The sequence below is a fragment of the Alteromonas naphthalenivorans genome, from assembly GCF_000213655.1.
In the GTDB taxonomy this organism is placed as follows: Bacteria; Pseudomonadota; Gammaproteobacteria; order Enterobacterales; family Alteromonadaceae; genus Alteromonas; species Alteromonas naphthalenivorans.
Window position 1 is genome coordinate 1,078,267 of sequence record NC_015554.1, and the last position, 13,759, is coordinate 1,092,025.

The window sequence follows — 13,759 nt, forward strand, 5'->3', positions numbered from 1 at the left end:
GCTAGTAACTTGCTCCCTACATGTTATGTGTTGTAATTTCGCTCAATGAACTTGGGCGATGAACACTTACTTTTGACGTTCACGCAATACAGATAGTGCATCATCAAGCGACATGTCGCTTGCTTGCAGCAATACGGTTAGGTGATACAGCAAATCAGCGGCTTCGTTTTTAAGCTCTTCTTTGTCGTGTACCGTAGCAGCAAGTGCGGTTTCAACACCTTCTTCACCCACTTTCTGTGCAATACGCTTAATGCCTTTATTGTACAAGCTAGCGGTGTAGCTGCTTTTCGGATCTGCGCCTTTACGGGCAGCCAATAAGCGCTCTAAATCAGCCAGAAAGGTAAAGCTAGGCGTATTGCCTTCAAACCAGCAGCTTTCAACGCCTGTATGGCACGTAGGGCCGTTAGGGTTGGCTAACACTAATAGCGAGTCGAAATCGCAATCGGCGGCTACGCTGACTAAATCTAAGGTATTGCCTGAGGTTTCGCCTTTTTGCCACAAACGCAGTTTTGAGCGACTAAAAAAAGTGACTTTACCGCTATCTAGTGTAGTGGCTAGTGCATCTTGGTTCATGTAACCCTGCATTAGTACTTTGCCTGAAAGGGCGTCTTGTACTATGGCTGGAAGCAGGTTGTCCATTTTTTCCCATGCTAGGGTATTACTGTTTTCGGAAGTTACAATCACGGCTTTATTCCTTGTGCGTTTGGTAGGGCGTGACGCTTACGCATAGGTACGCCATTAGCGGTTAAATCGGCCTTTAGGTCATCAATGTTAATAATGCCTTTATGGAATACGGAAGCGGCTAGCGCGCCATCAACATCGGCTTGTTGAAATACATCGTTGAAGTGAGAGATCTCACCGGCACCGCCAGAAGCAATAAGGGGTACTTCGCACACTTCACGTACTGCGCTAAGCTGGGCTATATCATAACCTTTGCGTACACCGTCTTGGTTCATGCAGTTAAGCACAATTTCACCGGCACCGCGTGACTGCACTTCTTTTATCCAGTCTAGGGTTTGCCATTGGCTCTTTTGAGTGCGGTTCTCATCGCCAGTAAACTTATACACTTCGTATTGCCCGGTGGCGTCGTTGTAAAAGCTGTCTACCCCAATGACTACACACTGCTGGCCGTAAACGTCATGCATGGCATTAATTAATGCAGGGTTGTTTAGGGCAGGGGAGTTAATTGAAATTTTATCTGCGCCCATTTCTAAAATGCGCCCAGCATCTTCAATGCTTTTGATGCCGCCGGCTACACAAAATGGAATGTCGATAACCTGTGCAATACGGCTTACCCAGCTTTTATCTACCACGCGCTCATCTGAGCTTGCAGTAATATCGTAAAACACCAGTTCGTCAGCACCCGCTTTTGCGTATTGCTCTGCTAAGGGTACGATGTCGCCAATAATTTCGTGATTTCTAAATTGAACGCCTTTAACGACTTTGCCGTCGCGAACATCCAAACAAGGAATTATGCGTTTTGCCAACATGCGATAGCCTCCTTCACGGTAAATTTACCTTCAAGTAAGGCACGGCCCAAAATCACACCGCCAACGTTGGTTGGTTTCAACGCCGAAATGTCGTTTAAGCTACCTATGCCGCCAGATGCTTGCCAGCTAACATTAGGGAAGCGTGCACTTATCTCTTCGTAAAGTTCTACATTAGCGCCTTGTAGTGTGCCGTCACGGCTAATGTCAGTGCAAAGCACATGTGTAGCACCAACTGATGCAAAGTCGTTTAGCAAGTCTTCCAAGGCTACCCCTGAATTCTCCTGCCATCCGTGAGTGGCAATCAGCTTTTCGCCGTTCTCACTAATGTTAATATCTAAGGCTAATACGATATGTTCAGCACCGTATTTGGTTACCCACGATTTCACCAGTTCAGGCTGTTTAACCGCGAGTGATCCAATCACCACGCGGCTTACGCCAATATCGAGTAACTGGGCTACTTCTTCTTCACTACGAATACCGCCGCCGGCTTGAAACTGCATGCGCTTGGTATCTACCATTGATTTAATCAAGGTAAGCTGGCGCTTGCTGGTGTCTTTCGCGCCAGTTAAATCAACAATGTGCAACCACGTAGCGCCTTGGTCGGCATAGTCGTTTACCACGTCTACTGGGTCGAATTCGTATTTTGTTTTTTGCTCGTAGTCGCCCTGATACAAACGCACTACGCTGCCATCGATAAGATCAATTGCTGGAATAATCATTATAGGTTCACAAAGTTAGTCAGTAGTTGCGCACCAGCATCGCTGGAGCGTTCAGGGTGAAATTGTACGCCAAAGAAGTTGTCTTTATTAATGGCCGCTGAAAACGGGTTACCATAGTTACAGCTGGCTAGGGTATGGGCGTACTCTGGTACCGCAAAGCTGTGCACAAAATAGAAATAGGTATCTTGTGGGATGCCTTTAAACAAGGTGTCGTCGCTATGAGAAACCGTATTCCAACCCATGTGCGGCAAACGCAAGCCATTCGCTTCCATACGAGCAACACGACCAGGCATTAGCGACAAACAAGGAATGTCATCCTGCGTATCTCCTAAGCGGTTCTCTAAGCTACCTTCAGCGCTGCTTTCTACCATTAACTGCATACCTAAACACACGCCTAGTACTGGCTGGGTTAGGCTTTGCAATGTGCTTGATAAGTCTTTTTGCGTAACGCTTGCCATGGCAGCAGCTGCAGTACCCACACCGGGTAAAAATACTTTGTCGGCGCGGGTGATCACATCTTTGTCGTCAGATACTTCAACGGTTACACCTAAACGCTCTAGCGCAAAGCGAACCGATGAAATATTTGCGCAGCCTGTGTTCACAATGACAATCTTTTGTCGTTGTGATTTTTGTATTTCAGGCATTAAAGCGCTCCTTTACTGCTAGGCAGTGCATCACCTTGTCGCGTAATGGCTTGACGTAACGCACGGCCAAATACTTTGAATAAACTTTCTACCTGGTGGTGAGCATTCCCTTCGCTGGTGGAAAGGTGAAGCGACAGCCCCATGCTTTGCGCCAATGAATAGAAAAAGTGCGGCACCATTTCAGTGGCCATTTCGCCCACTTGGTCGCGGCTGAAATCAGCTTCAAACTTAAGGTGAGGGCGGTTTGAGATATCCATAATACATTCTGCGCGGCACTCATCCATAGGCAGGGCAAAACCAAAACGGCCAATACCACGTTTATCACCGAGGGCTTTCTTAAGAGCTTCACCCAATGCTAATGCAGTGTCTTCCACACTGTGGTGATCATCTATGTGCAAATCGCCATCTACGGTCACGTTTAACTCAAACCCACCGTGGGTCGCAATTTGGTCGAGCATGTGGTCGAAGAAACCCAACCCAGTGTGGATGTGCGACTTCTCGGTAGAGTCTAAATCTACGCGTACTTTAATGTCGGTTTCTGAGGTAGTGCGGATAACTTCGGCAATACGTGAAGACGACAACAAGGTTTTCTGGATGTGATCCCAGTTCAAGGTGTCAGGGTTATATTGCAAACCTTTAATACCCATGTTCTCGGCAAGTTGCATGTCGGTCATGCGATCGCCAATCACGTATGAACGGGTGAAATCCACCTTTCCTTGCTGAAGGTAATCTTTCACTAACCCCAGTTTAGGCTTACGGCAAGTACAGTTGTCTTCTTCAAAGTGCGGGCAAATAAGCACGTCGTCAAATGTAATGCCTTGGCTTTTAAAAATAGCCATCATGGCATTATGAGGCGCGTCAAAATCAGCTTGTGGAAAGCTGTCCGTGCCTAAACCATCTTGGTTAGTGACCATGACAAACTTAAAGCCTGCGGCTATTAGCTTTAATAACACAGGAATAACGTTTGGCTCGAAAACCAGCTTTTCTAAACTGTCTAGCTGTTTATCTACCGGTGGTTCTTCTACAAGTGTACCGTCGCGGTCGATAAATAAAATGGCTTGCTGACTCATGCCGCTAGCTCCTTTTTAAATTCGTTGATCAGTTGCAATAAACGCTGGTTTTGTTCTTCAGTACCAATGCTTACTCGCAAGCAATTTGTAAGGTTAAGCTGTTTAGATTGGTCGCGTATTAATAACCCTTTGCTCACCAAATATTGCATGAGTTCGCTAGCACGCTCGTAGCGAAATAGCACAAAGTTTGCTTTTCTATCGCCAACCAATTCAAAGCCGTCAATATCGGCAAGCGCGGTTGCCAGTAGGTCTTTTTCTCTATTGATGGTATCTACCTGCAACTGAATTAATGTCAGTGAGTCAGTAGATAACGCCTGTGCAGCAATTTGTGCCACAGGCTCTGCAATAGGGTAGGGTGCAATAACTTTTAGCAACGCTTGAATAACCGGCGCTTGGGCTAGAGTAAAGCCGCAGCGTAAACCCGCTAACGCAAAGGCTTTTGAAAGCGTGCGTAGTACTACTAGGTTAGGGTAATCCGCTATTTCATTTGCCCAGGTATTATCGGCATCAAACTCAATATAGGCTTCATCCACTACCACTAAGGCGCTATCGGCAAAGTGGTTGAGTACTGCTCGAATATCGTCTCTGGCAACCTGTGTACCCGTTGGGTTATTTGGCGCACAAATAAAGATAACATTAGCGTTATCAATTGCGCATACACCTTCAACGTCTAGGCTGAAATCGCCTTTTAGTGGCACGGTAGTAATACCCACATCACAGGTTTCTGCGCTAATGGCGTACATACCATAGGTGGGCGGACAAATAACAATATTATCTTTGCCTGGTGTGCAAAAGGTACGAATCAGTAATTCAATGCCTTCGTCTGCACCACGGGTAACCATCAACTGAGAGGTATCAATGCCTGCATAAGCAGCATAGCTTTCTACCACCGATGAGGGCTGACACGACGGGTAACGATTAAAGTTACTCGCATCAATTGTATACTCATTCGCATAAGGCGACTCGTTGGCGTTTAGCCAATCTTGACCGCCTGAATACAAACGCCTAGCCGACTCATAAGGCTTAAGCGGCACTAAATTGTCGTTAATTAGGTTATCAATAAGGGTATCTACAAGCGCAGACATTAGGCATCTCCCTTATCGTTAGCGTTTGCTAATTTTTGCATACGCAGCGCTACCGCTTGTTCGTGAGCATCAAGCCCTTCAGCGCTAGCCAATGCCATAATAGCTGGGCCTAAGTTGCGCATGCCGTCTGCAGATAACTCTTGAATGGTGTAACGACGCATAAAGTCGAGTAAGCCTAAGCTGGAGTAGTTCTTCGCATAACCGTACGTAGGTAATACGTGGTTAGTACCCGAGGCATAATCTCCGGCAGATTCAGGCGACCAAGGGCCTAAAAATATTGAACCTGCGTATTTGATTTTCGGCAGTAAACTACGGGCATCTTCAATTTGCACTATCAAGTGTTCAGGCGCATAGGCATTGCTTACTAAAATAGCGTCATCTATTGAGTCGGCCAAAATATAGCGGGCATTCTCCATTGCAGGACGAGCAATGTCGGCCCGTGAAAGGGTAGACAATTGACGTTCAACCGCTGCCTTCGCACTTTCAATCAGTGCTTCGCTGTTAGACACTAAAATGGCTTGAGAATCAGGGCCATGCTCTGCTTGAGAAAGTAAGTCTGAGGCAACAAATTCAGCATCGGCAAATTCATCGGCTAACACCAATACTTCAGACGGGCCTGCTGGCATATCAATAGCCGCACCATCAGCACGCAAACTTACTTGCTGTTTGGCTTCTGTCACAAAACTATTGCCCGGGCCGAATATTTTATCAACCTGCGGGATAGTATCTGTGCCTAATGCCATTGCTGCAATGGCCTGCGCGCCGCCACAAAGATATATGGCTTCAATGCCACATTTTCTTGCGGCATAGGCAATTTCAGGGGCAATCAAGCCTTGCTTGTTTGGTGGCGTACAAAGCAGTTTGTTGTCACAACCCGCTACCAGCGCTGGTACACCTAGCATTAGCACCGTTGAAGGCAAAGGTGCACTGCCACCTGGAATATACAAACCTACTGCGTCTAGTGGGGTGAAGCGCAATTCGCAGTTCACACCAGGCGTAGTGGTTAGCGCAATATCACTTGGCAACTGAGCATCGTGAAACGCTTTAATATTGTTAAATGCAATATCAATAGCGCCAGCCACTTCTGCGGTAACCGAGCTTGCTAACGTGTCGATGTTTTCTTGCGATAACACTAACGATTGCAAATCAGGGTAATCAAACTTACGAGTGAAGTCGATAACAGCTGCATCGCCTTTACTTTCAACGCTAGCGATAATGTCGCCCACGGTTTGTTTTAACTGTTGGCTATTGGCCATAGCCGGGCGCGAAAGCGCTGTTTTTTTCTCAAGCTTTGATAGAGATGACCAGATAATCATAATCTTTTGCCTTTTAGCCCATCATTTTTTCGATAGGCATAACTAATATTGAAGAGCAGCCTAGGGCTTTTAGTTTTTCCATGGTTTCCCAAAATAGGGTTTCAGTAGAAACAACATGAATAGCCACATGCTCTTCATTGCCAGACAAAGGCAATACGGTTGGGTTTTCAGCGCCAGGTAACAAGCTTTTCACTTGTTCTAGATAAGCTTTTGGTGCGTGAAGCATGATGTACTTGCTTTCTTTCGCCAGCAACACACCATCAACACGCGGCATAAGACGATTAATAAGCGTTTGCTTTTCATCACTCATGTTGCCGTCGGCACGTTGAATTAATACTGCTTTTGAGCGGAAGATGACATCCTCTTCAACCAGACCGTTCGCTTCAAGGGTAGCGCCCGTTGATACCAAGTCACAGATAGCGTCGGCAACGCCAGCGCGTGGTGCAACTTCAACTGAACCGGTAAGCATGACTGCTTTAGCATTAATTTTTTGCTCTGCAAAATAACGCTCTAATAGGAATGGGTAAGTGGTAGCCACTTTCTTGCCTTCTAAAGACTGAATGTTGGTGTAGTCCATTTCAGTAGGCACGGCGATAGACAAGCGACAGCCGCCGTAGTCTAAACGACGTAATACTTCATAATCAGAAGGCTTGTTAGATGCTTTGCGTTCTAACATTTTTTCTTCAAGTTCGTTTTCGCCAATGAAACCAAGGTCGGCTACGCCGTCCATTACTAACCCTGGAATATCGTCGTCGCGAACACGTAATAAATCGATAGGCTCGTTGGTAGAATGCGCAATCAGCAGGCGATCACGAATGTTTAATTTAATGCCAATAGCCTTAAGTAGCGCGATGCTGTCATCGCTTAAACGGCCTGATTTCTGTATGGCAATTCGAAGTCTTTTGCTGTTACTCATTGAAACGTTCCTTTCACGTTGTACTACTTTTTACTGTCTTAACGATTACGCCTAAAACGAAAAACCCCCGGAAGTTTCCTTCCGAGGGTCGAGAATTTTTTCTATCTGCGCCACTGGAAGGAATAATAGACCTTCCAGCACGAACCTGAAAGGCTATGCTTTATGATGGTGGTGATGTTTTACAGCGCAGTTATTCATTTGATTTCTTAATACCTATTTCCGAACGGCTGAAACATTAGCGGTTTGCCCCCTATTTTGCAAGGCGAAAGTGAACTCTTTTTGCAGTTTCAGTCTAAATTAATATGTATATAGTAAAACTTTTTGATCTGAGCCAATGTGATCGTTTTCCCTATTAAGTAAAGTAGATGATGAAATATCACAAAATTGACCTTAGCGGGTTGGGGTAGCCATGAGTAATGACTTAATTTTTTCCATTTTACCGCGCAACACCAAAGTGCCCATCGAATCTGATAATAGGGTTAAAAAAGTGGTGCGCAGCGAAAAGTCAGAGGCGCTCAATCAAGATGAAAAAGAGCAACATGATGAAGTGCATATTGTTGATGAAATGGCGCAGCGGGAACGGCACGAGGAAAACAACGAAAAGAAAGAACACCCGAGCAACCAAGTAAATCGCCAACAAGAAGACAGCCAAGACGATAATTCAATAGGACAGCAATTGAGCGAAACTGAAAGCAGTGAATTAGATACCGCAGATGCAACAGGTACTAAAATACCGCGGGGCATCAAGCATGTGGATATTACCATTTGATTACAGCAGGCTGCTTTCGGCTTCCTTACCATCATCTCTTAAATGTTGCCCCTCAGTATCTCTGCAGTAACAAAGACACATCAGCGAGTTTATATTATTTACTGCCCCGTTGTTTAATTGCACGCTTTAGTTCAGTAGGCAGTAAAAACGCATAGCTGATAAACATAAGCGCGATGCCAGTCACAATAAACAAATCATCTGCATTTAAAGAAAGTAGCGCTGTCATAATAATACCTCTAGGCGTTGAGAAGGAATGTAATAAACTACAACCCAATATTACCACTTCAGTGTCTATAAAATAGGGGGAGGCTACCCAACTTTAGTTTAAAAATCAGGCGTTTTTAGACTAATTGACTAATCACAGGTTATTGGTGGTAAGCGCATATCGCCTAATCTTCACTGGCAACACGGATCAGACAGAAAGCCAGAAGCAGGGTTGCGAGCACACCAAACCCTCCAGCCACCGCTGATGGTAAGAAAGCGTTACGGCCAAATACAATCAAAATTCCATTGGCGAGTATAGCAACAACACCCACTAGCGCAGTTAGTCCACCTAAGGGCTTAGCGCCATCTTTCATTTTTGCAATGCCAAAAATAAGCGCCGCAAAACCCAGCAGTAGCTTGGCAGCGTAATAAATCATGAAAGACAAAGCCACTACTGCGCCGGCTAATGGCCCTAAGCTCTCGTTTTGACCTGCAGCCTCACGAAAGGGGGTAAACATAGTAAGGCCAACACTCACTTGTACTAAATTAAGGGCTGCACTGAACGCAATGGCAGACCACCCTACATGGTAATGCTTAGCGCGCACCATCGCCGCGCCAGCAAAGGCCATAAGGAAGGTGAAAAGAATGCTTTCCGTTCCCCAAAATAGCTGCCGTGGAAAATCGATGCCAGCCATGCGAAGTAGGGTATATAGCGCCTGGGTAGCCGCCAACAAAAAGAGTAAATACGATGTCGCCCTAACCGTATGTTTATTCGTAAAATTCATGATTTTCCTTTGTTTTTTATCTAACGTCTCTCTATTTAGTTTGTAGAGACATTTAAAATATCTACCCTAACACTTCAGATAAGGCTTCTTGTGCGCGCTAGCCGCCGCAGTCTAACCTAGACCCAATAACAAGCCTTGTTACAGCAAATTGCTAAATAAACTTGCACATGCCTAGGCCTAGTGTTTGACCGTCACGGGATGTGAACCCGAATTTTTCATAGAATTTCTCTTTACCATACGCTGAAAGTAGTCCAACGGTTGAACCAACAGGGCAATGCAAAGTGAGATAGCGGTTGATGGATTGCATGATTTGAAAACCCAAGCCACGTTTTTGGTGTTCGGGGTTAACAATAATGTCTTGAACATAGAAGTACATAGCGTCATCACCTATTACCCGTCCACAGCCTATAAGTTGATTTTCTAAATAAAGTGAAACCCAGAATAAAGAGGAATCTATACTACTTTGAATGATTGAAAGTTCTGGGTTTTCCCAACCTACGATGCTTCGAAGTGATGCGAAGTCGACAACTTTCGGGGGCTCTTCTTTCAAAATAATCTGGGATGCTGACATTCTATTGCCCCATTAATTTGCTCTTCAGTTAAATGGTGGTAAACAACCTAAGCCAAATCCTTTTTTTATTGCTAACGCTTAGTCTTTCTCGAGAATTCTATACTGCATCAATATGTTATATTTTGGTAGTGAAATCAATGTCATAATTTATAGCCGAATAACAAAAACAAAAACAAAAACGAAAACAAAAGTCAAAACCATATATATAATTTAATAAAGCAATATCCCAGATGTGTTGTCGGCGGTTACAGCTGGAAAGGAGGTAGGAGAGGGCGCAAGGCTGCGGGAATGGAATTCACTGAAGTTGAGGCTATTTACCGGTGTGCAAGTCGCTTTCTTAAAAGAAAAACTGGCATTGGCCTTTTTAATAAAAATTAAAAAGGCCAGTGCCAGATTGTTATTTTTAGCGAAATCTAGCTTTTATTAGTTAAGTTCTTTATCTACCCAGAACTTGGTACCTTTCACCGTGGCTTGCAACGCTAAGCCGCTTTCGGTCATGGTATAAACCGTCACATTGCCTAAATAGCCTTCGCCTTCCGCTGACATTCCTTTGTTACCGGCTTTAGCCGCGGCATCAGCGTTACCGCCTACAGTCCAACCATTCTCGATAAAGTAGCTCATGGCTTTTTGCGTGTGGAAAACCATCACTACGCGGTAGTCTTTCGCACCTAGTCCAAGACCAACACCGCCTTCGGCCATATTCATGTAAGTTTTCGTACCAGTAATTTGGTTGTTCACTACGCCGTAACCCGTACCTGCAGCGAAGAAAATAACGTTAATGTTCGCGTTGGTGAATACTGCATAACCCGCTGCATCACGCACTTGAGAGCGAGTATCAGGCTTTTCTGTATATAGCCTAGCCAATGCATTTTGCTGCATATCTAAAATAGCTTGTCGCTTTTCAGCAACACTACCGTCACCCATAGAGGCACAGCCCGTTACTGCAAGTAAAACTAAACCTACCAACGAAAGTGAAGTTAAGCTTTTGAAATTCATATTTTTTCCTTCGATTCAATTTTAAAACGTACTGTCTAAACTTTGGGCTTAGGTATTAAATAAACCTAAACGGGTCGGTTTAATCGTTTATTGCATGTCGCTACAATTCTAGTACGCAAAAAATGTGCTCAAAGGTTAGTTTTGAATGTAAATGTTATTGCTACTTTACCTTCTCAACCTTGAAACCTTGCTGTTCTAGCATGTTCAATACGCCCAGTTCGCCTGGCAAATGCAATGCGCCTACCAGCACAAATTCAGTGGGTTTAGTTGCCAATGCTTTCACTAAAAATTGCATCCATGCTTTGTTTCTAGACGATAGAAGCGTATCGAATATATCAGGGTATTCGGATTTGAAATCAGCCATGCTTTCTTCGTACATTGTGTCGAGGTCGCCTGCTTTCCAACTCGATTTTAACTTAGGTAAAACCTCGGGGAGGGTTTCAACATCTTCAAGGGTGTATTGAATAAACGCATCTTCATCGCCGTTACCCATTTGCTGAATAAATGAAAGTTGTTGCTCTGGGCTTTCTAGCCAAAGAATGGTTTTATCGTCGTTTTTGCCGCGATTAAAGAAATATTTATCTACGCCCTCACTGGTTAGCCCCATGATTTGTAGTTCAATCATGCTCAAAGTAATGCTTAAAAATGCAGGCTTATACATCATAAAATTAGAAAGTGATAAACCACGGGCTTCCATATGTGCTGATAAATTCGCTATGGTTTTTTCTGAAAGCTCATCAGCAAGGCTGTTACCCGAGGTGTAAGTCAGCTTGTCCATCATAGACTGTGCAAATGCTTGTGTTTCTAAGGCATCTAGGTCTGTTTCAAACACTAAGGTTTCTGACTGTTGGTAAGCGGTGTTGTAAGCGTCAGGAAGGGGATAGTCGCTTTCGCTGAGTAAGTGGAGCGTACCGCCAATGTAAAGGGTGTTTTCGCCGTTACTAACTTTAAAAACTGAGGCAGAAAAGGCTGGCGTGGTTAGCGCTACTACATAAGTTGTAAGTAAAAGCGCTAAGCTAAAAGCACGTGGGCTGAATTTCATCATATTGTCCTATTAGATGATAATCAGCCACTTTACCGAGTAAGTTATCTCTATTCAACCAAGGTCTATTTAACCAGCATTCAACGACTTTCTTACCAACTAGCCACAGGACAGCAAATGTCAGGGCCGCTCACACCTAGGTAGCTCACACCTAAGTAGCTAACACAAAGGAAGCTCACGCAAACCTGGTAATAGAAGGGCAGTTAAGAAAAGAGCTACTAGCGATGCCAATCAATTTCGAGTTCCAGCGCATCTGGAATCTGTGACTGCCCTACCATTTCCTCGTAAGGGGTGGTTTGACGCAGCCAAACATGTTCAAACTCCTTGGAATTAAAGTGGTCTTTAATTTCATTTAGACAATGAAATGTCTTTGGTCGAGACGTTTTGTCTCTTACTAACGTGCGGGATGCACCTAGCCCTGTTGCCGCTAAATAGCTACCGCCTTCAATTGACTCTATGTACAGATTCATAATTGTTCTCCGAGATAACACGACTAGACACTACTATTTGTAGTTCATAGGCGGAAAAACGGATATTAAATTTAATTTAAACTTCGCGTCGCCTCACTAAAACGAGCGCTAAAACCAAAGCGGGGCTTACACGTATTGCTAGATGCTATGCTAGGTTTTCCACCAATGATTACGGCATACCATGATGCCTTCGTTACCTAGTGTTTCTTTTAGTAATGCGCGATCTTCAAGATTGAGGAACTCCCCTAAGACAATACGTTGTTCGCCATCCACTAGGCTGACAGTGGGAAGGCGCCAGTCGTTTTCATCTTCGGTAAATTCAATATGCGCGGACGGACGAGTAAAAGTGAGTGTGCGGTGACGTGTGCAAAAATGAATAGTGTGTGGGGCAATATCAATGGTTTCCCACCGGTAAGTGCTGCGGGACACTTGGTACATGATAAAAATAAGCAATACAACTTCTACACCAGCAAAGGGTAATATTACCCAAACGCCTACCAACGCCCAGCCAATAGCGATAGTGAATACAGCAACGGCAAAAATTAACATCAGCCATTTAGTATCTTGCCAGCTTGCTGAACGGTTAGGCGTGAGCCGCAACCTTTTCTTACCTTGGAGCGAGATTGTTTCTAACATAAAGTTCAAAGGATAAAACGGGAGCTACCTAGTAATATTAGTAGGCATTGGGTATTTTGCCGTCGTGATTTGTTTAAATAAAAACACTAGCCGTACACGAGAGTTCCATCTCCATGCGCCGTTTAGGAGAATGTGTTGAATCGTTTATTTCAATGGGTAATACAAAGCCCTTTAAAAATGCTTTTGGTTGTACTGTGGGTAGTGGTGATTTTTTCTCAATCCGCGCCGCTAGTGCTTATTGCCGAAAATAGCCTTTTTAGTTTGCTTGGCATTATTGGCGCTATTTTCGCCAACGCGACTGGTGCGGGTGGGGGCGTGGTATTTGTTCCTTTCTTTAACCACTTAGCGTTTTCCTCTCAGAGTGTGGTAGCCACCAGTTTTGCTATTCAATGCTGCGGCATGACTGCTGGCGCTATCACGTGGTGGCGTTATAAACGTTGTCATCATCAAACCGACAGTCAATGGCGCGCGTTACCTACAAGCTTAATGCTAAGCGTACCTGCCTCACTGTGTGGTGTGTGGTTCGCTCAGTTTGGCCCAGAGAAGTTTAGTGTGCTTTCACCCTTAAAAGGAGGAATAGAACAGATTCACTTAGGGTTTGGCGCATTTTCTATATTGCTTGCTGTGGCTATTTTTGCCTCTATTCCTTTTTTAAAACGGGTTGCCTTAAAACAAGATGCTGAGCAATTCGATATTGTCGCGCTGCCAGTTATTTCTTTTTTCGGGGGAATTGTTACCGCTTGGCTTTCTGTAGGGGTAGGCGAGCTGGTGGCTGTTTACCTTATCATTAGAGGGTTCAATGTGACGATGGCGATTGCTGTTGCAGTCATCTTGTCAGCCTTTACCGTTTGGGGCGCTGTGATTTACCACGTGTTAGTAACCCAAGCCGTAGTTTGGGACGTAGTGATATTTGCAGGTGCAGGAGCGATTATTGGTTGCATGTTAGCAAAGTATGTTGTGCTGGCTTTTTCACCCCAAAAACTTAAACTTTTCTTTGGCACTTGGGTTCTTTTGCTCGGCGTATCTGGTTTACCTATTTTCTAAGT

General features: G+C 44.6%; 17 protein-coding genes and 1 other annotated feature. Of the genes, 2 read left to right on the forward strand and 15 right to left on the reverse strand.

What is annotated here, in order from left to right; translation table 11 throughout:
• Positions 1-66: 66 nt before the first annotated feature.
• Genes hisIE through hisG form a run of 8 tightly spaced genes read right to left on the reverse strand, consistent with a single transcriptional unit; the run spans position 67 to position 7,240 of the window.
• Complete coding sequence (gene hisIE, locus AMBT_RS04620; protein WP_013783419.1) at positions 67-684, reverse strand: bifunctional phosphoribosyl-AMP cyclohydrolase/phosphoribosyl-ATP diphosphatase HisIE; 618 nt, start codon at positions 682-684, stop codon at positions 67-69.
• Complete coding sequence (hisF, locus tag AMBT_RS04625; protein WP_013783420.1) at positions 681-1,490, reverse strand: imidazole glycerol phosphate synthase subunit HisF; 810 nt, start codon at positions 1,488-1,490, stop codon at positions 681-683. Before hisF ends, hisIE begins: the two co-directional genes overlap by 4 nt.
• Positions 1,472-2,209 (reverse strand): 1-(5-phosphoribosyl)-5-[(5-phosphoribosylamino)methylideneamino]imidazole-4-carboxamide isomerase, encoded by a 738-nt coding sequence (gene hisA, locus AMBT_RS04630; RefSeq protein WP_013783421.1) that lies wholly within the window; start codon positions 2,207-2,209, stop codon positions 1,472-1,474. The genes hisF and hisA overlap by 19 nt, the downstream gene beginning before the upstream one ends.
• Positions 2,209-2,853, reverse strand: a complete 645-nt coding sequence (hisH, locus tag AMBT_RS04635; RefSeq protein ID WP_013783422.1) for an imidazole glycerol phosphate synthase subunit HisH — start codon at positions 2,851-2,853, stop codon at positions 2,209-2,211. Before hisH ends, hisA begins: the two co-directional genes overlap by 1 nt.
• Positions 2,853-3,923 carry a bifunctional histidinol-phosphatase/imidazoleglycerol-phosphate dehydratase HisB gene (gene hisB, locus AMBT_RS04640; RefSeq protein ID WP_013783423.1) on the reverse strand — a complete coding sequence of 357 codons (1,071 nt, stop codon included), beginning with the start codon at positions 3,921-3,923 and terminating at the stop codon, positions 2,853-2,855. Before hisB ends, hisH begins: the two co-directional genes overlap by 1 nt.
• Positions 3,920-5,008: a histidinol-phosphate transaminase gene (hisC, locus tag AMBT_RS04645; RefSeq protein ID WP_013783424.1), complete on the reverse strand. Its 1,089-nt coding sequence runs from the start codon at positions 5,006-5,008 to the stop codon at positions 3,920-3,922. The genes hisB and hisC overlap by 4 nt, the downstream gene beginning before the upstream one ends.
• The gene (gene hisD / locus AMBT_RS04650; RefSeq protein ID WP_013783425.1) at positions 5,008-6,324 is read right to left on the reverse strand and encodes a histidinol dehydrogenase; all 1,317 of its coding nucleotides are present in this window, start codon (positions 6,322-6,324) and stop codon (positions 5,008-5,010) included. Before hisD ends, hisC begins: the two co-directional genes overlap by 1 nt.
• 13 nt (positions 6,325-6,337) lie before the next feature.
• On the reverse strand, positions 6,338-7,240 hold the full coding sequence (gene hisG, locus AMBT_RS04655; RefSeq protein WP_013783426.1) for an ATP phosphoribosyltransferase: 903 nt from the start codon (positions 7,238-7,240) through the stop codon (positions 6,338-6,340).
• A 59-nt stretch (positions 7,241-7,299) separates the two neighbouring features.
• Positions 7,300-7,418, reverse strand: a sequence feature (His leader region).
• Positions 7,419-7,649: 231 nt separating this feature from the next.
• On the opposite strand from hisG, the gene AMBT_RS21850 reads away from it, so the two are divergent.
• Positions 7,650-8,009, forward strand: a complete 360-nt coding sequence (locus tag AMBT_RS21850; protein WP_013783427.1) for a hypothetical protein — start codon at positions 7,650-7,652, stop codon at positions 8,007-8,009.
• Between the two features lie 94 nt (positions 8,010-8,103).
• Here AMBT_RS21850 and AMBT_RS23065 read toward each other — a convergent pair whose 3' ends face one another.
• The 7 genes from AMBT_RS23065 to AMBT_RS04695 form a co-directional block, all read right to left on the reverse strand.
• Entirely contained in the window at positions 8,104-8,235 is a 132-nt protein-coding gene (locus AMBT_RS23065; RefSeq protein ID WP_013783428.1) for a hypothetical protein, read from the reverse strand.
• A gap of 163 nt (positions 8,236-8,398) precedes the next feature.
• Positions 8,399-8,998, reverse strand: coding sequence for a hypothetical protein (locus AMBT_RS04665; protein WP_013783429.1), 600 nt, complete (start codon positions 8,996-8,998; stop codon positions 8,399-8,401).
• Between the two features lie 151 nt (positions 8,999-9,149).
• Positions 9,150-9,569: a GNAT family N-acetyltransferase gene (locus AMBT_RS04670; protein WP_013783430.1), complete on the reverse strand. Its 420-nt coding sequence runs from the start codon at positions 9,567-9,569 to the stop codon at positions 9,150-9,152.
• A 423-nt stretch (positions 9,570-9,992) separates the two neighbouring features.
• Complete coding sequence (locus AMBT_RS04680; RefSeq protein ID WP_013783432.1) at positions 9,993-10,565, reverse strand: lipid-binding SYLF domain-containing protein; 573 nt, start codon at positions 10,563-10,565, stop codon at positions 9,993-9,995.
• 160 nt (positions 10,566-10,725) lie between these two features.
• On the reverse strand, positions 10,726-11,610 hold the full coding sequence (locus AMBT_RS04685; RefSeq protein WP_041452490.1) for a TraB/GumN family protein: 885 nt from the start codon (positions 11,608-11,610) through the stop codon (positions 10,726-10,728).
• 215 nt (positions 11,611-11,825) lie between these two features.
• Entirely contained in the window at positions 11,826-12,077 is a 252-nt protein-coding gene (locus AMBT_RS04690; protein ID WP_013783434.1) for a DUF6482 family protein, read from the reverse strand.
• 150 nt (positions 12,078-12,227) lie between these two features.
• On the reverse strand, positions 12,228-12,713 hold the full coding sequence (locus AMBT_RS04695; RefSeq protein ID WP_049791747.1) for a DUF2244 domain-containing protein: 486 nt from the start codon (positions 12,711-12,713) through the stop codon (positions 12,228-12,230).
• A 177-nt stretch (positions 12,714-12,890) separates the two neighbouring features.
• On the opposite strand from AMBT_RS04695, the gene AMBT_RS04700 reads away from it, so the two are divergent.
• Positions 12,891-13,757, forward strand: coding sequence for a sulfite exporter TauE/SafE family protein (locus AMBT_RS04700; RefSeq protein WP_041452771.1), 867 nt, complete (start codon positions 12,891-12,893; stop codon positions 13,755-13,757).
• Positions 13,758-13,759 lie beyond the last annotated feature (2 nt).

Coding starts and splice junctions, on each gene's coding strand:
- hisB (WP_013783423.1), bottom strand. CDS start 3,923: ATGAGTCAGCAAGCCATTTTATTTATCGACCGCGACGGTACACTTGTA.
- hisG (WP_013783426.1), bottom strand. CDS start 7,240: ATGAGTAACAGCAAAAGACTTCGAATTGCCATACAGAAATCAGGCCGT.
- hisA (WP_013783421.1), bottom strand. CDS start 2,209: ATGATTATTCCAGCAATTGATCTTATCGATGGCAGCGTAGTGCGTTTG.
- AMBT_RS21850 (WP_013783427.1), top strand. CDS start 7,650: ATGAGTAATGACTTAATTTTTTCCATTTTACCGCGCAACACCAAAGTG.
- AMBT_RS04680 (WP_013783432.1), bottom strand. CDS start 10,565: ATGAATTTCAAAAGCTTAACTTCACTTTCGTTGGTAGGTTTAGTTTTA.
- hisD (WP_013783425.1), bottom strand. CDS start 6,324: ATGATTATCTGGTCATCTCTATCAAAGCTTGAGAAAAAAACAGCGCTT.
- AMBT_RS23065 (WP_013783428.1), bottom strand. CDS start 8,235: ATGACAGCGCTACTTTCTTTAAATGCAGATGATTTGTTTATTGTGACT.
- AMBT_RS04670 (WP_013783430.1), bottom strand. CDS start 9,569: ATGTCAGCATCCCAGATTATTTTGAAAGAAGAGCCCCCGAAAGTTGTC.
- hisF (WP_013783420.1), bottom strand. CDS start 1,490: ATGTTGGCAAAACGCATAATTCCTTGTTTGGATGTTCGCGACGGCAAA.
- AMBT_RS04690 (WP_013783434.1), bottom strand. CDS start 12,077: ATGAATCTGTACATAGAGTCAATTGAAGGCGGTAGCTATTTAGCGGCA.
- AMBT_RS04685 (WP_041452490.1), bottom strand. CDS start 11,610: ATGATGAAATTCAGCCCACGTGCTTTTAGCTTAGCGCTTTTACTTACA.
- AMBT_RS04700 (WP_041452771.1), top strand. CDS start 12,891: ATGCTTTTGGTTGTACTGTGGGTAGTGGTGATTTTTTCTCAATCCGCG.
- AMBT_RS04665 (WP_013783429.1), bottom strand. CDS start 8,998: ATGAATTTTACGAATAAACATACGGTTAGGGCGACATCGTATTTACTC.
- AMBT_RS04695 (WP_049791747.1), bottom strand. CDS start 12,713: ATGTTAGAAACAATCTCGCTCCAAGGTAAGAAAAGGTTGCGGCTCACG.
- hisC (WP_013783424.1), bottom strand. CDS start 5,008: ATGTCTGCGCTTGTAGATACCCTTATTGATAACCTAATTAACGACAAT.
- hisH (WP_013783422.1), bottom strand. CDS start 2,853: ATGCCTGAAATACAAAAATCACAACGACAAAAGATTGTCATTGTGAAC.